The sequence below is a fragment of the Aliidiomarina shirensis genome, assembly GCF_003987345.1.
GTDB classification, from domain to species: domain Bacteria; phylum Pseudomonadota; class Gammaproteobacteria; order Enterobacterales; family Alteromonadaceae; genus Aliidiomarina; species Aliidiomarina shirensis.
Window position 1 is genome coordinate 165,008 of record NZ_PIPP01000003.1, and the last position, 19,255, is coordinate 184,262.

At 46.7% G+C, this 19,255-nt stretch carries 13 protein-coding genes; 9 read left to right on the forward strand and 4 right to left on the reverse strand.

All coding sequences use genetic code 11. From position 1 onward, the window contains the following. Positions 1 to 41: 41 nt before the first annotated feature. The 9 genes from CWE13_RS08175 to CWE13_RS08215 all read left to right on the forward strand — a co-directional run bounded on the left by CWE13_RS08175 (position 42) and on the right by CWE13_RS08215 (position 9,889). On the forward strand, positions 42 to 614 hold the full coding sequence (locus CWE13_RS08175) for an RNA polymerase sigma factor (RefSeq protein ID WP_241973660.1): 573 nt from the start codon (positions 42 to 44) through the stop codon (positions 612 to 614). Continuing rightward, entirely contained in the window at positions 607 to 1,707 is a 1,101-nt protein-coding gene (locus CWE13_RS08180) for a FecR family protein (RefSeq protein ID WP_126807618.1), read from the forward strand. The genes CWE13_RS08175 and CWE13_RS08180 overlap by 8 nt, the downstream gene beginning before the upstream one ends. Positions 1,708 to 1,780: 73 nt before the next feature. Continuing rightward, positions 1,781 to 4,903 (forward strand): TonB-dependent receptor, encoded by a 3,123-nt coding sequence (locus CWE13_RS08185; protein ID WP_126807620.1) that lies wholly within the window; start codon positions 1,781 to 1,783, stop codon positions 4,901 to 4,903. A gap of 10 nt (positions 4,904 to 4,913) precedes the next feature. Beyond that, on the forward strand, positions 4,914 to 6,107 hold the full coding sequence (locus tag CWE13_RS08190) for a M14 family metallopeptidase (RefSeq protein WP_126807622.1): 1,194 nt from the start codon (positions 4,914 to 4,916) through the stop codon (positions 6,105 to 6,107). A gap of 60 nt (positions 6,108 to 6,167) precedes the next feature. Then, entirely contained in the window at positions 6,168 to 6,431 is a 264-nt protein-coding gene (locus CWE13_RS08195) for a bacterioferritin-associated ferredoxin (RefSeq protein ID WP_126807624.1), read from the forward strand. 44 nt (positions 6,432 to 6,475) lie between these two features. After that, complete coding sequence (bfr, locus tag CWE13_RS08200) at positions 6,476 to 6,940, forward strand: bacterioferritin (RefSeq protein WP_126807626.1); 465 nt, start codon at positions 6,476 to 6,478, stop codon at positions 6,938 to 6,940. An 8-nt stretch (positions 6,941 to 6,948) separates the two neighbouring features. Next, the gene (bfr, locus tag CWE13_RS08205; protein ID WP_126807628.1) at positions 6,949 to 7,407 is read left to right on the forward strand and encodes a bacterioferritin; all 459 of its coding nucleotides are present in this window, start codon (positions 6,949 to 6,951) and stop codon (positions 7,405 to 7,407) included. Positions 7,408 to 7,618: 211 nt separating this feature from the next. After that, complete coding sequence (locus tag CWE13_RS08210) at positions 7,619 to 7,798, forward strand: DUF6435 family protein (protein ID WP_126807630.1); 180 nt, start codon at positions 7,619 to 7,621, stop codon at positions 7,796 to 7,798. Between the two features lie 72 nt (positions 7,799 to 7,870). After that, positions 7,871 to 9,889: a GGDEF domain-containing protein gene (locus CWE13_RS08215; protein ID WP_126807631.1), complete on the forward strand. Its 2,019-nt coding sequence runs from the start codon at positions 7,871 to 7,873 to the stop codon at positions 9,887 to 9,889. 83 nt (positions 9,890 to 9,972) lie between these two features. On the opposite strand, the gene CWE13_RS12695 is transcribed toward CWE13_RS08215, so the two are convergent. The 4 genes from CWE13_RS12695 to CWE13_RS08235 all read right to left on the reverse strand — a co-directional run bounded on the left by CWE13_RS12695 (position 9,973) and on the right by CWE13_RS08235 (position 19,254). After that, positions 9,973 to 11,754: a 2Fe-2S iron-sulfur cluster-binding protein gene (locus tag CWE13_RS12695; protein ID WP_126807633.1), complete on the reverse strand. Its 1,782-nt coding sequence runs from the start codon at positions 11,752 to 11,754 to the stop codon at positions 9,973 to 9,975. Continuing rightward, positions 11,751 to 12,467, reverse strand: coding sequence for a PepSY domain-containing protein (locus tag CWE13_RS12700; protein WP_126807635.1), 717 nt, complete (start codon positions 12,465 to 12,467; stop codon positions 11,751 to 11,753). Before CWE13_RS12700 ends, CWE13_RS12695 begins: the two co-directional genes overlap by 4 nt. Positions 12,468 to 12,517: 50 nt before the next feature. Further along, positions 12,518 to 15,211, reverse strand: a complete 2,694-nt coding sequence (locus CWE13_RS08230; RefSeq protein ID WP_126807637.1) for a TonB-dependent receptor domain-containing protein — start codon at positions 15,209 to 15,211, stop codon at positions 12,518 to 12,520. 356 nt (positions 15,212 to 15,567) lie between these two features. Beyond that, on the reverse strand, positions 15,568 to 19,254 hold the full coding sequence (locus tag CWE13_RS08235) for an efflux RND transporter permease subunit (RefSeq protein WP_126807639.1): 3,687 nt from the start codon (positions 19,252 to 19,254) through the stop codon (positions 15,568 to 15,570). Between the last annotated feature and the right edge of the window lies 1 nt (position 19,255).

Consider the following 19,255-nt stretch of genomic DNA (forward strand, 5'->3'; position numbering starts at 1 on the left):
AGCGCCCTTCCCACGAAATAGACGACAAAAGTAGGTTGCATGTGTTGAAAGCTACATTGCATAGAAAACAAGCAAGCCACAAGCTTATCGAGCGGCTGCTTGCAGAACACGATATCGCGATCCGTCGGTTTGTGCGCATTAAGTTGGGCACAAATCAAGATTGCGATGATGTGATGCAAGAGGTGTATGTGCGATTAAGCCAAATCGATGATTTACCGCAACGTTTAGCTGATAGGCTTGATACTGCACGTAGCTATTTAATACAAATTGCGAATAACCTGCTTATTGATCGTGCTAGAAGAGCACAAGTAAGGTGCGCAAACATGCACAGGGGTGAATATGAAACCGCAACATCACTGCATGCACCGGAACGAATTTTAAGTGGAAAACGAAAGCTACAACAAATCGATAAAGCGTTGGCGAAATTGAAGCCGGAAAAACGGCAAGCGTTTTTGCTGCACCGAGTTGAGGGCCTGAGTTATCGAGAAATTGGCGACCAATTATCAGTTTCGGTAAGTACCGTAGAGAAATATATTTCCGCAGCATTACTAGCTATTCGCAAAACAGTTGCCACAACATCTTCCAATTCGCAGGGGTTCAGCAAACATGAGTAAGTATAAAATACGCGAAGAAGCCGCTCATTTTGTAACCCGCTTACATTCGGGAGAAATCACCGGGCGTGAAGAAGCCGAGCTGAATGCTTGGCGCCAGCGCAGTGAAGCGCATGAAAGTGAATTTCAAGCCATGCTCGCTACCTGGGATCTCACCGCGCAATTGTATCAAGAGCCGGAGCGCGCTGTTACGCCGAAGAAGCGATTGGTAAAAACATCTACATGGTTTGTTGGCGCCATTGCTGCAAGTATTTTGGCGGTAGTCGTTGTGCCGCTTGCGCTTGATTTTTTTAACACACCGCCGGGCAATCCAAAGTTAGTAGGTACCACACCAGAATCACCGCCTTCCACACCTGAGGTTATACGTGATGTTGTTACCTTTGATGATTTTCGAATAAGTGAGCACGAATATAGCGATGTTGATCGTGCAGAAATATTCACCTCAGCTGTTGGCGAGGTTCGCCACATAAAATTAGCCGATGGCTCTACTATTTCACTGAATACTGACACGACACTTACGGTTGAAGTACGCGCTAATCAACGACTCGTTACTTTAACTAAAGGCGAAGCATTTTTTGATGTGGCCCATGATGAGAACCGTCCGTTTGTTATTGATACAGGCGACCAAATCATTCGTGTGCTGGGCACGCAATTTAATGTTCGCAAACGCGACGATGAGGCTATACTGCAAGTAGCGGTAGTGCAAGGCCGGGTTTCTATTGCCAGAAATAAAGAGCGAACCACTGAGACGCAACAAACGGAACCGAAAGATAATCTTTTGGCCGCTGGTGATATTGGTGCTTTCGGGCCAGAAAGCGAATTAATTAGCCAAAATGATGTGGCTGAAGTAAATACAACGCAAAGCTGGCGCCATGGTGTATTTCGTTTTGAGAATGAATCGCTTGAACAAGTAGTGCGTGAGCTGAACCGTTACCGCAACCGCAAAATTCATATTGTTGGTGCCGAAGCGAACGCGTTGCGGATTAGCGGTGTTTTTCATCTTAAAAATGGTGAGAACATTTTGCTGGCTCTCGAAAGCTCGCTCCCGGTAAGAATTGTTCGTGAATCTGAGTATGTTTTTATTCATCAACAATAAAAGATGGAGGGATTTTATCTCGGCTGCGTATTAGCTATGTGACGACAAAAAAACAACAACAGGAAACACAACTATGACGCACAAGAGAAGACGACTAAGCTATTTAACTTGCTGCACGCTACTAGCCTTGGGCTCAAGCGTTGTATTGCCAACTGTTTCGCCAGCGTTTGCTCAAGAGAATCAAGCGGAACAACGCACTCATGAGTTACAAATACCAGCGCAGCGAACGAGCTTAGCGCTTCTTGAGCTCGCAGAAATACTCGGTATCCAAATTGTATTTTCTCCTGATCTTACCCGTGGCCAAACGTCAGAAGCCATTGATGGCAACTTCACCATTGAAGAAGCCATCACCGCAGTTTTACGCGGCACAGGGCTTACTTTCGAAGAACAAGGCAGCGCCACCTATGTGATTCGCCGTAGCAGCCAAAATTCAAGTAACCGCGTGCAAGGCAATTTTGCCGAGCAAGTATCGTCCGCTAGTGGCAGCAATAGCCGTGATAGCGTTGAGCGAATTCAGGTTATTGGTTCAAATATTCGAGGCGCACGCGCTGCGGGAAACTTGCCGGTAACTATTCTGAATGAAGAAGATATTCTCGATACAGGTGCCGCTACGGGCGACGAGCTGATGCGCTCGATTCCGCAAATAGGTGATATCAGCTTCAACAATGAACGTACTATTGGCGGTGTAAACGATGCGCGCGGTGATGTTGCCTCAATAAACTTACGCGGTATCGGTACAGGCAACACGCTTACGTTACTGAATGGCCGTCGATTAGTACTTCACCCTGGCACCCAAACAGAAAACTTTGTTCCGGTAACCACGGTTAACTCCAATACCCTTCCCGTAGCAGGCTTGCGCCGATTAGAAGTGCTGCGCGATGGTGCTGCTGCCCTGTATGGCACCGATGCGATTGCCGGGGTTATCAACTATGTTCTCAAAGATGATGTGGATTCGAGTAATATTAATCTAACCTATGGGCATTCAGAGGGCACATCACTCGATCAATTGAGTATTAACGGCTCTACGGGTTTTAGTTTTAATGACGGCAAAAGCCATCTTTCGCTCTCAGCAGCCTACTACGACCGCTCGGCGATGCCCGCTTCCGATCGCTGGTATGCATCGAATCAAGATCGTCGCTTTGCCGATGGTATTCCAGAAGAATACCAAGGTAGTACAGCGCTCGATAACCGTTCACTATCGAGTATTTGGGGCATTTTCAATTCGCCATCACAAGGCACATTTCATATTCGCCCCGAAAGCATGGGTGATTGCACACAAGTATTAGCTGATGGCGTATGCGCTGCGAGTGGTTCGTTGCCTCGCGATATGCGTTACGACCCAGCGATCGCTGACCAAACCATGAGTTCAGGTGTAGAAAGAATTAACTTATACGCCTACTACACGCAAGATTTAACCAGCACCACCGAGCTATTCGCTGAGGCTTTGTATTACGATGCGGAATCACGCCGCATGCGCGAGCAAAACGCAAATCTAACCGCACAGCGATTCATTATCAACGCCGATGCCGCAGTAAACCCTTTCGGTGAAGACGTAGAACTCAGAAATTTCCGTGCCGTTGATACCGGCCAACGGAACATTGTGGTTGATGATACCAGCTATCGTTTGCTAACTGGTTTGCGGGGTTTCAAAGATCTTTGGGATTGGGAAACCGCCGTGCTTTACTCGCGTGCCGATACGCGTGATATGGCGTATAACCGCATCGATATCAATGCATTCTATGAAGCGGTAAACCAAACCGATATATCACTGGCTTACAATCCGTTTATCGGTGGTAACCTGAATAACCTAAATAGTGGTTTTGGTGCGCGTAATAATCAATCGGTTATCGATGCCATCACTACCAATGTAAGCCGCGAAAGCATGAGCGAACTCGCACTTTGGGATTTCAAAGTTTCTAATCCGGCCATCCTCGAATGGTATGCAGGTGATATCGGGGTAGCTGCAGGCGTTGAATATCGTTACGAAGGCTATGCTGATGATCGCGATCCGCTACTCGATGGTTCGCGGCCGTTCATCGATCCTGAAACGGGCGATCTTATCTCTGATTCTTCGGTAATGGGCAGCAGTGCCACGCCAGATGCCAGCGGTAGTCGAAATGTAGTGTCTGCTTATGCCGAATTTCTCGTTCCGCTCCACCACACCGTAGATTTACAGCTGGCTATGCGCCACGAAAATTTCTCCGATGTTGGCAGTGTAACCAAACCAAAAGTGGCATTTAGTTGGGTCCCTGCAGATTGGGTTCAGTTACGCGCTTCATACGCTGAAGGGTTCCGTGCGCCTAACCTGCCGCAAGTGGTTGAACAGGGTGTTACCCGCTCAAATACGCGTACCGATCCGGTTACCGATTCACGTTATAGCGTTTCTGAAGTTCGCGGCGGTAATGCCACGTTAGAGCCTGAAGATTCAAAAACCTTCAGTTATGGCTTAGCACTTGCGCCAATAGATAATTTACTCATCACGGCTGATTGGTGGAACATCGAACAAACGGGTGTGATTGGCATTCTCAACAGCCAAACACATTTGCTTTATGATTCGTTGCTACGTTCGCAAGGTTCGCGCAATGAAGCCGTGGTTCGGAACGACGAGCTAGAAGTTATTTATGTTGAAAACCAATATAACAACCTCGATGTTCGAGAAATTGGTGGTTTCGATGTAAGCGTTAGCTATCGTTGGGATACCCGCATCGGGCGCTTTGATTGGAAAATAAATGCCGCGCACCTAAGTAAGTTCGAGCAAACCCCTGATCCTATCAGTGCTATTGTGCTGGCTGAGCAAGCGGCTGGAAACCCAGCCGTTCCAGTGGATATTTCTGTTGTGGGTGCTGGTGATTTACTTCGCATGAACGGAAATCCCAAGTTACGTGGCTTTACCTCCCTGAATTGGCGCAAAGAGAATATTAGTGCCGGCATTCGTGCAAACTACGTAAGTGATTTTTACGAAACCAGCGTAAATGTGGGTGGTGAACCCATGGGTATTCCGAGCTGGAGTACTGTAGATCTGTTTGCTGATTATCGATTTACCGAAGGTACTTTTGATGGTACTCGCTTACGCTTAGGTGTGAGAAATATTGGGAATGAAGATCCACCCATTGCCGATGAAAGTTTCGGCTATTTCTCAAACGTCCACTCGAATCGCGGACGCTACTGGTACGTTAACTGGTCACTGACATTCTAAGGCGGTTGTCATGAAAGCACGTATGTATTACTCGTTTGCGATTCTTTTCGCGAGTATTGCTAGTTCATGGGTGCATGCAGATCAGGAGGTGAGCGCTGGCTCACCTCCTATATCCTGTGAATTCGAATTTATTTCATTCAATACTGAATTCCCTACTGGGCGCATTGATGGATGTGAGCAAACCGGGCAGAACAGCTATACCCTCTATCTTCAACCCGAGAATGAACCTATCAACCCGAGCCCGTGGTATGCGTTTCAAATCGTGAATGCCAGCACTCAAGCGGCCGAAATCGACATAACACTGTTGGCGCAAAATGGTCCCGCGCGTTATTCACCGAAATCAAGTACTGATAAACAACAGTGGGCTGCTGTACCGCACACCACCGGCGAGGAAACCATTAACTTTACCATCGCTGTTGACCCTGAAGTGCCGTTGTATATCGCTGGCCAAGAGATTATTGATAACCGTAGTTATCTACGATGGTTAGCCGATTTAGCGAAAACGCCAGCACAAGAAATATTTACCTTGGGCTACAGTTCGGAAGGCCGCCCTTTACCGGCAATGGTTAGCTATGCTGAAGGCAGTGATGATTGGTTAGTATTAATTGGCCGACAACACCCGCCCGAGATTACTGGCGCACTCGCCATGCTGCACTTTGGTAATGCACTCTTTAGCACAGATACCAATTTTTCGGCGTTCAGAAAGGAATTCAATATTCTCGTTGTTCCTAATATGAATCCTGATGGCGTTCACCTTGGTAACTGGCGTCATTCAAGCTTAGGCTTGGATATGAATCGAGATTGGAAAAACTTTTCTCACCCAGAAACTCAGGCACTGAATGCGTTTTTACAAAACATTCGTGCTGAGGGTGGGAATATTCAATTTGCACTCGATTTTCATTCAACGTACCGAAATATCTACTACACAATGCCGGCAGATTATGTGAATAGCAAAAATATGCCGTTACGAAATGCAACATTGGTAGATAATTGGCTAGATGCGCTAGCAACTGAAATCAGCTGGGACGTAATTAATCGGCCTGGGCATAACTCAGATAGTGGTGTATTCAAGCAATACATGGCCGATGAATTCGCGGTGCATGCGGTTACTTATGAAGTAGGTGACAACACTGACCGAGCAGAAATAAAGGCTACCGCAGAGATAGCCGCTGAATTATTGATCAAATTCCTTGATGACGATTGATAACGATTCGCATTTGTGTTTAAATAACCCTGCATTGACAACAAGGCAGGGTTTTATTTTATGTACGTATGCTTATGCAAAGGCATTACCGATAAACAAATTGTTCAGGCTGTAGAAAACGGCGCAGCTTCTGTGCGCGAGCTTCGGAAACAATTTGGTTTGGGTAACCAGTGCGGCAAATGTACCTGCATGGCTCGTGGCGTTCTAAATGAAGCGCTACAAAGTACCGCTAGTTGTCAAAAATCATCGGGCAAGCCGGAAATATTTATTCCCAGCAGCACGCCATCTGTATCCCCAAGTTATTTTACTCTTCCCTCAAATTAAACTAGGCTTAAAGCTTCCGAAGTGTTTTTCGAGGAGTATCGGCCATGCGGGGCAATTCCACCGTTATATCAGCGTTAAATAAAGTACTAACGCGCAAACTAACTACTGTGAACCAGTTCTTTTTGCATGCGCGCATGCACAAAAACTGGGGATTCGAGCAATTAAATAGCAAAATTTACAAAGCATCGATCGATGAGATGAAACACGCTGATAAAATTATTGAGCGTATTTTATTACTCGATGGCCTTCCTAATCTGCAAGAGCTTGGCAAACTTTACATTGGCGAAGAACCTAGTGAGATGCTCAAGCTAGATGATAAATTGCAAACTGAAGATATTCGCCATATCCGCGATGCCATTGCTATTTGTGAAGATGAGCAAGATTTTGTGAGCCGGAAAATGCTCGCGGATATTCTTGTACAACAAGAAGAGCACCAAGATTGGCTGGATACACAATGTAGCTTAATCGATACCATTGGTGTGGAAAATTATCTGCAGCAGCAGTTATAGGAGCCAAAATGACTAACGTAGTAAACGCCTTAAACGGCCTGTTAGCGTGGGAACTCACTTCTATTGATCAATATACTGCGCACTCTGAACAATATGAAGATTGGGGCTTTAATAAGCTATTCGAACGTATCTCGCACGAAGCTGACGATGAACGTGGCCACGCCAAACTGCTTATCGAACGTATCCTCTATCTAGGTGGCAAACCAGACTTAGAAACGCGTCATGCATTGCCTGATGCCGATAACGTAGCGGAAATGCTCGCAGCCGATCTCGATTTGGAGCGGCAAAACGCTACTGCGCTTAAATCAGCAATAGAACTGTGTGAGCAGCAACGGGATTTCGTAAGCCGCGATATGCTGGTTGGCATTTTGAAAGATACCGAAGAAGATCATGCTTATTGGCTGCGCCAGCAGCTCGGCTTAATTCACCGTCTCGGGCTCGAGAAATACTTACAGGCCATGATGTAAAAATAGCATTTGCAATGGTAGCGCGCATTTTTAGCAAAAACTCGGCCTAAAATGCGTGGCTGCCAAGGCCTTAAACTATTCCCTTTCCGCTTCTCTTCCCTTATTTTCTTTGCTATTCGCGCTCTAGGTGAAAGTATATTTCCAATTGCGAAATCTTTAAGCCGACTTCGCACGTAATATCCGCACACTTCATAAACTTCAAGGCGTCATCATGTTCGGACTCTTCAAATCCAATCCAACGGCGAAGCTACGTAAAAAAATGCAGCAAGTTCAAGAAAAATCAATGCAAGCGCAACGTCGAGGCGATATCCGCAGCCATTCAATGCTCTCTGCAGAAGCCGATGAATTGTGGAAAGAAATACAACGGTTAGAAGCAGATGAAAAGAAGTAAGTAACAACGATTGAGAACTTTGTTTTTGTAGTCTATAACTGTGTAAAGAATAAAAAAAAAGAGTAGTAACCAATGGCAAAGATTAATTTGATATCGCTACAGAACCCTCGCATTTGGTTACCTACAGTTGTTATCTGCGGTAGTTTATTCTTCAGTGCAGGCGCTCATTTCGAGCCTACGTCCGTTGAAGCCAATGGCGCTAGCTCGGCTATACCTGAACCTGTGCGCGATTCGGCGATTGAGGCAGAGCTTGAGGGCATTCTAGGTGTAGGCTTTGTACCCCGCGATCGTACTAAGTTCGAAACTATCCTTGCCAAAATAACCAACGAAACACCAATCGAAACTTATGTTCGTGGGCAAGGTTATCAAGTGCTTGCTCTTGCTATTGCCGATGATAATCTGCCCGCAGCAGTTGCCTTAGGTGAAGCTATTTTAGCTAAAGCATTCGATTCTGGGAATGCGAATGCAATTGCTGAGGCCCATATTATTTTAGCCGAGGCTTACCTACAAAAAGATGAAATTGATGCCGCTGAGAATTTAATTTCTGACATTGAAGAATATTCAGCAGACGTAACTAATCCGCGCGTGCAATATCACGCCAAGCATCTTATTGCCCGCACTCTCATTCGCTTTGAAGAATTTGGCCGAGCGCTTGAGTATATGCTTGATGCGCATGCCATCATTTCAGCGACCAACGATGCCAGCACACAACGTCGACGTCAGTTTCTAAATCTTCATATCACCCGTTTGCAGGCAAATCTGGGTAATTACCGTGCTGCGATCGAAACTGCCAACGCTACCATTGAAGAATCGCTGCGCTATGGCCTAACCGAGCGCCTACCCGATATTTACTTGGTAAGAGCTTATGCTCAGCAATACATAGACGGCCCTTCCCCTGAACTTGTAACCGCTTTTTTGGAAGCTGCAAGGGAAGGCGCGGCACTAGGCAATGGCCGTGTGGAAATGCTTGGCTATAACAACGCTGGGGCGGCTGAACTGTTAATGGGAAACTTAGACGCAGCTAGTACCTACCTCGAACAAGGCATCGAAGTTGCTACCCGAATTAACAACGTAAATGAACGCTCGGTAACCGAGTTTAATCTTGGCTACATAAAAGTGATGCAAGGCAACTACGAACAAGGCCTTGCCGAGATGCTCGCAGCGGCGGAAGTTTTTAAAAGTTTTGCACTGCAACGAGAGATATCCATATTGCTCTCACATATAGCCGATGCATACGAAATGGCCGGCATGTATCAAGAGCAAGCGGCTGTATTGAAAGAACAAAATGAAATGCAATCTGAGCTTTTTCAGAACGAACGTGATCGCGTGATTAGTGAATTACAAGTTCGCTATGAGGCAGGTGAGAAATCCTTACAAATACAAATTCTTGAACAAGATGCGCAGCTACAAGCACAGCGCCTTAGTGAGCAGCAACGTACCCAAAAATATGCCATCGCAATTGGGATCCTATTGGTAATTATTATTTTCTTAACCGCTTACGCGTATCGCAAATCAAGAAAAGTGAATCAACTTTTGAATCGTGCGAATCATGAGTTAAATGAACAATCACTGCGCGATCCGCTTACAAGTTTATTCAATCGCCGTGCTGTGCAAAAGCGCTTCTTAGATGAGCGCCGCACCTATCAAGGTACCCACGGGTTGTTCCTAATCGATGTGGATTACTTTAAAAGTGTAAACGATCAATATGGTCATGATGTTGGCGATGAAATATTAGTAGAAGTTAGCAAACGCCTTATCGATATCACGCGAGAAAACGATATGGTTATTCGCTGGGGTGGCGAAGAGTTTTTACTAATTATAGGAAATATTGATACCGCATCATTGTCACGTTTTGCAACGAAAATTCTGCGTAGTGTCTGCCAAGAAAAGTATCAAACCAGTAAAGGAGCGTTAGTAATAACCATTAGTGGTGGCGCAATACCCGTTTCTGCAAACCAAACCAATGTTATTGAGAACTGGGATGAGAGCCTCAAGTTAGCCGATGATTTACTTTACATGAGTAAAGAAAACGGCCGAAATCAAATTCATGTAAGAGCAGAGAACCATACCACCTCCATTGCGCTCTCTTAAATAAAAGAAGCTGAAGCCCATTTCAGAGCTTCAGCTTTTTACTATCACACGGCAATGACGCACACGGTAATAACGGTTACGGCTTAGTTGCCAAAATCATCAAAACGGATGCGGTCTTGAGAAACACCTAGATTAGCGAGCATGTCCAAGGTTGCACTCAGCATTCGAGGTGGCCCGCACACATAGAAATCATATTCATCAATGTCTATGCTCGATAGATAAGCTAAAGCTTGCTCATGCACGAAGCCTCTTGCTCCCGCCCAATCAGAATGACTTGGCGCATCCGATAACACCGGTACAAAATGAATCTGCTCCGCCGCCGCTAAAGCTTCAAGCTCGTTTCTGTACACAAGTTCATTGCTATCCCTTGCGCCGTAATAGAAAACCATGTCACGAGGCTCGGGCGTTGAAAGTTCTTCTTGAACTAATGCTCGCAGCGGTGCCATACCGGCGCCACCACCAATAAAGAAGAGCTTTCTGTTCGCGCCTTCCATACGAGTGAAATCACCGTAAGGCCCTTCCACAATAACGTGCTCACCAACTTTCAAGTTGCATAAATACGTTGAACCTACACCCGGAGCTTGCGCGCCTTCGGCTTGTGGTTGATAGCGAACGGTGAACACAAGTTCATCGCCCGATTGTTTTGTGGCCATTGAGTAACTTCTCCGCACTGCAATATGCTTGAAGTTCCCGTCCTGAATTGCCGCCCAGTTTGGATGGAATTCCTCGGGGATATCGCAGGGCCGAATCGCCGTAATACCATCAGGTATTAAAAACTGCATATATTGGCCCGCAAGATATTCAACGTCACCTTCTTCAGCTCGGAATCGCAGTTCCCGCAGCATTGGCGTTAAAAAACGCGACGTTAACAACGTGAGCGAATGTTTCTGTGCGTTTACTTCCGGCACTTCAACATTCTGCACTTTGGCAATACTGTGTTGGCACGCCAAACGAATGCCTTCGTTGAGTTCTTGTGGCGATAATAAATCATGTTCCGCTGCAGTAATTTGCGCTTGGCCATTCACCGTTACCTTGCACAAACCACAGGAGCCACCACCACCACATCCGCTTTCTACAAGCACTTCATTATCTTGCAGTGCTTGTAAAACCGATTTGTGTGCTCGTCCAGAAAACTTATGCTGATTCGAGCCAATCGTGGCCCATAACGGAACATTGCGAAAGCTGAAGCGCATCTCGCCACTTACTAATAGTTTCACCAAGAGAATAAATCCACTTAGCGCAAACCAGAGCGTGACAACGCCTGCGGTAACAATCACCAGGTTATTAAAGTTCCGGCCGCCGGTATAGTCTATAAAGTGCAATCGGAACATCCAATCAGCAACCACCCAGGGAGTATTTCTGTGGTCGATAACGGAGCCCGAAGTACTATCTACGTACACTCGAGTATTTAAGTCGTCGTTAAAGTCGACTTTATATCCCTCTCCTTGCCAATCGTGCAGCTCTCTAGTGGTAGAGATAGGAGTTACACGTGTTGGTGTACCGGGGCCGGAGTAAGTTGATAAAGCAATTTCTTTAGCTAAGTTTTCCGACGTTACCCAAGTTTCGCCCGTTTGCCCATTCAGGTAGCTCACACCATCACGATGGTGAACTTCAATTTTTGGAATACCCTGAACAAGCTCATGCCGCAACAAACGAATATCATCGAAATTACTCCACCAGCTTGGATTCATATTCCGTGCATGCTGAAGATCTAAATTCACCAGTTGCGGCTCTGAACGATACTGATGCCCTTTCATGCCATGATGATCTACGAGCGCAAAATAAAGCCCGCTGATTGTCCACAGCACTATTTGCAAAACAATGATTAAGCCTGTCCAACGATGGAGCCATTGTAAAAATTTCATATTGGCTTTCTCCGATTGGAACGCAATGTTTGCACCACAAGAATACTGCCCGTAAACGCAAACAGGAAAGTGCCGAAAATAAAGGCTCGGAGCCACCAAGTCGTAATATCAACACGATCTTCGTAATCCATAATGTGCAACATCCACATAATGTCGAAACCACGCCAGAAATCATGTCTGCGAACCGTCATTTCACCTGTTGCTTGGTGGAGATACAGGCTGGTATTCCCGAAATCATCAAAATCAACACGCCAAATAGGTAAGTGCGTTTCACTTAGCTCAGTGGGTGGATTTTCAGTAAGAAGCTCAACGTTCGTTATCGGGTTATCACCTTTTTTATAATATTCCATGGCCAATGTACGAATATCGCTTGCTGCCAACTGAATCGGAGCAAGGGTATTCAAATTAACTAGAAACTTATCGCTTCCTGAATGCACTTGCGCTACATCTTGGCGCTCACCGTGAATCGTACGGTTCACAATTTTCACATCGTAAGCATCTGGATAAGTTGCAATAACATCAGCAATCCGAACGCCCGCTGTTGGATTATGAAGAACACCATCAACTTCTTGCGTAAGGTGTTCACCGTGAATAAATGGCAGCTTTACAAATACCATGTAGGCACCTGAAACAGCCCATATCAGCATTTGTACGCCCACAACCAGTGATAACCACCGATGCCATGTACGAAATGCGGAAGATTGATTTTGCATAGACATTCCCCGACAAAATGGCGGTGGGAGATTCCACCGCCACTACAGCTTTAGAACTGATAACGTAATTTCACATAGAGCTGGCGCCCCATGAGGTCATAAGTCATCGTGTCAGTATTGGCGTCTGTCCAGCTTTGAATGAAAGGTGCTTTCTTATCAAACAAGTTGTTCACACCCGCACTAAGCGTCCAGTTATCATCAAAGAACCACGCACCTTGCGCATTGTGATAAAAAGTATTCGATACTTTTGATCCCAAATCACCAGGCGAGGCATTGATATCATCAGCGGCACCAATCATGCGCACGCCGTAATGGAACTGCCATTGTTCACCTGAGAATGTAGCTGAGGCATCTGAACGAATGCGTGTATAACTACCACTTCCACCCGTAATTTTGCCCGCATATTCAATGGCGCTTGCGCCTGGGAACGGCTCAATGGTGTATTCATCAAGGTAAGTTAAATTCACATTGAACTTAGCATCTAAGCCGAACATAGTAGTTCGATAAAATGCCGAAGCATCCATCCCAGAAACATTCTCAGTGGCTACGTTATCAGGCTGTGCAGATAAGAAATCCAAAGAGCCTGTGAGGGGATCACGAGTGAACGTATCAGCACTACAGAATGGATGAGATAGGCCATCAGAGTTATAACAAGCGTTCAGTTTTGTTGAGCCCGCTACACCACGAATCGCATTTTCAATTTTTATGTCGAAGTAATCGAGCGTGAACTGCAAGCCTTCAACATAAGCCACATCCCAAACCACACCTGCGGTAAAGGTATCGGCATCTTCTGGCTGCAATTCTGGGTTGCCACCAGTGCGTGTTAACACGGTAGAACCAAACTGGGTGTAACCTGCAGGCACGCCATCAGCTTGGCAATTAGCCGCTACTGTTGGATCTGCACCCGGCTGATCCCAACCTGAACACGGATCTGAAGTTGTTAAATTACCCTCACCGATACCACCAAACAATTCAGGAATGTTTGGCACCCGAAATGCGGTAGATTGCGTTGCACGGAACTTCACATTCTCGTTTACATTCCAGTGCAGGCCTAACTTGTAGTTACCATCACTACCAAATGTATCGTAATCAGAATAACGGTATGCCAAGTCTAGAAACACAGAATCGGCAAACTTTTGATCCGATATAAGTGGTACCGAAGTTTCCGCATAAAGTTCGCTAACTGAGTAATGACCACTCAACGGTTCTTGCCGATTGGTATTCATAATGCCGGCAACAACAGAAGAATCGGGTTCACGCCAGCCGCGTTCTTTGCGGTGTTCGAAGCCAAACGCTACCGGAATAACACGATCACCTATTTCAAATAGGTCACCGGCAATATTGGCGGTAAGTGATTGCTGTTGGTTTCCACCATAGTCATTAATGCGGAACAGCATGTAATCAAGCGCTTCTTGGCTAACATTGCCTAAACCAATTAAATCAGCGCATGGCACGCCATTACTGCCACAAGTATCCGGATCAATTGCCCGATTCATCCGCTCAAGGTTCGCAATGTTGGTACCCGCATCATTACCTGTAGTGCGGCCAAAGTTATATGCTACTTCCCACGCCCAGTTGTAATCAATTAAACCATTCATTCCCGCGACTACCCGGAAAGTATTTACATCTTGTTCAAAGCCACGCGGACCTGCTTCCTCTAACCGCCGTTGAACAATGCGAATATCTTCGCCAACTGGGTTATCTGGGTGATCTGCAGAGTAATCAATATTTCGCAATGTGCCCGGTGTAGCTATTTGATTCGAGCGGCGGTTGTTATATAAAACTTCCGTGAACACATAAGTTTCCTCGCCCACCCGGTAATCACCGAATGTCGAAAAACTGATGGTTGTTACAGGGTTCACCGCATTCAACATATCGAAGAAATCAACGTTATGCGTACCGGCACTGTAGGTTTCAAATCCTTTCGGATCGCCACCAGCGGTTTGGTTAAAGTTAATCATTCGGCCAGTTTCTGGCCCACTGGTGATAACCGCACGGCCGCCCGGAGTAGAAGCGCTACCAAAGCAACCAAGTTCACCTGGTGAAGTTTCAGCTAACGCACAAGGTGCGCGGTCAGCCATATTTACCGCGTCGGTGTCACGAAAACTAATCGTTGAAACCAAACGCCCGCGATCGGAGCTGGTACCAAACATTAGGTTAACTGAACGTTCTTCACCATCACCTTCTTCGGTTCCAGCTAAACGCCCTTCAACCATTACGCCATCAAAGCTCTTCCGAGTAATTACGTTCACCACACCGGCAACCGCATCGGCACCATAAATCGCTGAGGCGCCATCTTTCAGCACTTCAATTCGCTCAACCATGGTTAACGGCAGTGTGTTTAAATCTACCGAGCTATTAGCACCGGTACCGCCATTTACCACTCTGCGGCCGTTAAGTAGCACTAACGTACGGTTAGCACCCAAGCCGCGCAAGTTAACCTGCGTGGTTCCCCAACCACCGCCAACCCAGTAGGCAGACGTTTGGTTGCCGCCAAACCCGGCCGAAGCCGACATTTTCTGCAGCACAAGTTCCATTGAAGTAAGGCCCGAAGCTTCAATATCTTCTGCCGTGAAAACTTGAACTGGCGCAGCACTTTCCGCTTCCGCTCTAAGAACGCGAGAGCCCGTTACACTAATACGCTCGATTCGTTCAGCATCGGCTTCAGAATCTTGAGCGAATGCCTGTTGAGTTGGTACTAAGCCAACACCAACCGCTATTGCGAGTAATGATAATTTATGCATTTTATGTTTCCCCATGTGTTGCGTTATTTTTATCTCACACCTTTATTCATAGCAGTGAACAAGATGTATATGCAACTTTGTATTTCACAAGATCTAATCGAATAAGTTGCTATTTTTATTATGTTTTAGCGCATATCAACCACCAAGTGAACGCGTGAACGTTACTTGTATAGTCATCTTATCTTTAATAATCATGTTTTATATGGTGTTTTTTTAATCGATAAACACGCTCCAATTTTAAGTTGTATATGAATTTATATATTCTTTTTCTGCATAAAAAAATATTCATTGCGCCGTAATAGTTTAAGAAAGAAGCAATAATCTATTGCGGCGCCATTTTTATTAAGCAAAAGACTTTATTTCGTATGCCATTTCAGCTTCATTTCTTCCCGCCAGCTGTATAAAACAGGCACAACAAACATGGTGAGCACCACAAAAGTGAGCCCTCCAACCGTTGGAATTGCCATCGGAATCATCAAATCAGCGCCTCTTCCAGTGGCCGTAAGCACTGGAAACAATGCCAATATGGTTGTTGCACTTGTCATCAAGCAAGGCCGCACACGCTGTACGCCCGCCTCAATCGTGCGCTCACGAATACTCTCTATAGTGTTCGAGGTACCTTCAGAGAAACGCTGCTGCAAGTAAGTAGCCATCACCACGCCATCATCCACCGCAATGCCAAAGAGCGCTAAGAAGCCCACCCACACCGCTACACTTAAGTGGGTTACTTCAAATTGGAAGATATCGCGCAAAGTAACGCCTTGCGTTATGCCCGGAATAGTAAAGTTGGCAAACCACGATTGGCCGTAGAGATAAAGCATAATGAAGCCACCGCCCCACGCTACAGCGATACCGCTGAACACCATAAGGGCCGTACTCACTTGCTTAAATTGCAAATAAAGAAGAATGAAAATGAGAGCGAGCGATAGCGGAATAACCACTTGCAAGGTTTCCATTGCACTTTGCTGTTGCTGGTAGCTACCAGCGAAAGTGTAACTTACCCCCGATTCAAGGCTCAGTTCTCCGCGCGCTTGTGCACTGCGAAGGTGCTCTGCCGCCGCTTCCACCGCTTCAACTTCAGCAATGCCCGCAGCAGCACCAAAAGTTACATAGGCCGTTAAGAAAGTGTTCTCTGAACGAATCATTTGCGGCCCACGGGTGTAACGAATATCCACTAGCTCCTGAAGCGGTATCTGCGCACCACTTGAGGTAGTGACCAAAATATCGTACATCGCCTCGATATCGTTACGTAGCTCACGTTGATAGCGCACCCGGATAGGGTAGCGCTCTCGCCCTTCAATGCTGCGTGTTACCTCAACACCACCAATGGCAGTAGCCACCGTGTTTTGTACCGCCGCAATGGTAAGGCCGTAACGCGCAATGTTTTCACGTTTCAAGTGCAATTCAAGGTAAGGCTTCCCAACCACACGCTCAGCGCTAACTGAAGCGGCATTCACCGCCGGCGAATTGCGCAAAACCTGTTCGATATCAACAGCAGCACGCTCTAACGCTTCGAGATCAGGAGCTTGTACTTTAACGCCCATGGCTGCACGCATACCGGTTTGCAGCATCAGTTGCCGGGTTTCAATCGGTTGCAAACGCGGAGCCGAGGTAACACCTGGCACTTGCGCTGCCCGCACAATTTCATCCCAAATATCATCTGGGCTGCGAATATGATCGCGCCATTGCCGGTAGGGTTCGCCTTTCGAATCTGGAATCAACTCACCATTACTATCGCGCACGAATTCGCCTTGCCGGTTTACCCGAAAATTGATTCGTTGCCCGTTCGTATTGGTTTTGAACTCACTCTTATAGTTAATAATGGTTTCAATCATCGAAACCGGTGCGGGGTCGAGAGCCGTTTCCGCACGGCCGATTTTACCTACTACGCTTTCCACTTCTGGAATGGCGGCAATGGCTTTATCTTGCTCGCTCAATACATCAAGCGCAGCACCAATAGATGCATGCGGCATCGTTGTGGGCATTAACAAGAAGCTGCCTTCATCCAGTGATGGCATAAATTCACGCCCCAAGCCTGGAAAAATAGCGAAACCCGCGATCACAACCAGTACCGGCAGCGCCATAAAGGCCGCTTTAAAGCGTAAACAAAGCCGTAACATAGGCTCGTAGAAATGGATAATAATGGCGAAACCACCCACTACGAAGGCGAAAATCAAGAGCACGAACAAGGTATTGCGAACGCCGCCCGCCGCAGGCCCTAGAGGCTCCCATAATCCCGCTAACGCCAGTATGACAACGAAAACCAACACGGCATAAGCAATACGGTAGGCTTTTCGGCGCGCCATTAACCAAGCATCGATTTTACGGAAACGATCACTGAGTAAAATTCGCAGCATTACCGGCACCACAACAAGCGCCAATACCACTGCGGCTAAAAGCACCAAGGTTTTGGTGTATGCCAATGGCGTGAACAACTTGCCTTCAGCACCGGTCATGGTGAATACCGGTAAGAAGCTAATTACCGTGGTAGCGATAGCGGTTAATACCGCAGGCCCCACTTCTTTGGTACCACGTTTAATTACCTCGCCAATATCGAGATCGGGCTTATCTTTACGTAACCGCAAGATATTGTCGGTCACGATAATGCCCATATCGACAATGGTACCAATGGCGATCGCAATCCCGGCCAACGCCACTATATTGGCTTCCACGCCTAGCAGCCGCATACCAATAAAGGTAATCAACACCGCCAGCGGCAGCATAGTGGCAATGGTAATAGCCGAACGCAGGTGCATCAAAAGAATGAGCACCACAGCCGCAGTAACCAGGAGCTGCTGCGTGAGCGCATCGCTCAAGGTGCCCAGTGTTTCCATGATCAAGGTTGAACGATCATAAAACGGCACTACCGTAATCTTGCTCAAGGTTACCCACTCGGGCCAACGATCTTGCGGGTGCGCTTGCAGCCATTCAGCCCAAGCTTTTTGTTCATGATCATCGAAATTCAAGGTTTGGCTGCGAAGTTCAGGTAACCCTTGCTGCTCAGCAAAATCACGAATATCGGCTGCACTCGCTTGCTGCCAATCAACCACGGCTCTGGCTGGCAAACTATCAGCCAGTTCATCAATGCGCAGCTTCACATTTTCAATAGCGGCAAGCGGATTAAATCCTTCTCGCACCGTTACAATACCGCCTACGGCCTCCGCGCCAGCTACATCAAGCGCGCCTCGGCGTTCCGCCGGGCCAAAGCCAACGGTAGCTACATCAGAAACTAAAATCGGGGTGTTATCACTCGCCAAGCGAACCACAGCATTTTCGATATCCGCTAGCGTTTTAATAAAACCGACACCGCGAACAATGTATTCCACCTGATTTATTTCAGTAGTGCGGGCGCCAACATCGATATTCGATTCCTGGACCGCCGCAACCACTTGTTCCATGCTCACATTAAAGTAACGCAGAGCATCGGCATCGATATCAATTTGGTATTCGCGAACGAAACCACCTATTGAAGCCACTTCGCTAATACCTTCAGCGGCCAACAGCCCATAACGCACATACCAATCTTGTACCGAGCGCAGCTCATCCAAATCCCAACCACCGGTTGGATTCCCCTGCGGATCTCGCCCCTCTAAGGTATAGAGGTAAACTTGACCAAGCCCGGTAGCATCTGGCCCCAGTGCAGGTTGCACATTATCTGGAAGCGTACCCGCAGGTAGGCTGCTAAGTTTTTCTAAAATGCGCGAACGCGACCAATAAAACTCCACATCATCATTGAAAATCACAGCAATACTGGAGAAACCAAACATTGAAATCGTGCGCACATCTTTCACGCCCGGCACACCCATCAACTGCACAGATAACGGGTAACTAATTTGATCATCCACATCTTGCGGTGAACGCCCAGGCCAATCGGTAAATACGATCTGCTGGTTCTCACCAATGTTCGGAATGGCATCTACTGCAACCGGTGAACGTGGCGTACCCGTATCCCAATTGAACGGCGCTACCATAACACCGGCAACAATAATCATTACCGCCAGTAGGGCTACAATTAGTTTGTTGTTCAAAAGCCAGTGGGTCATT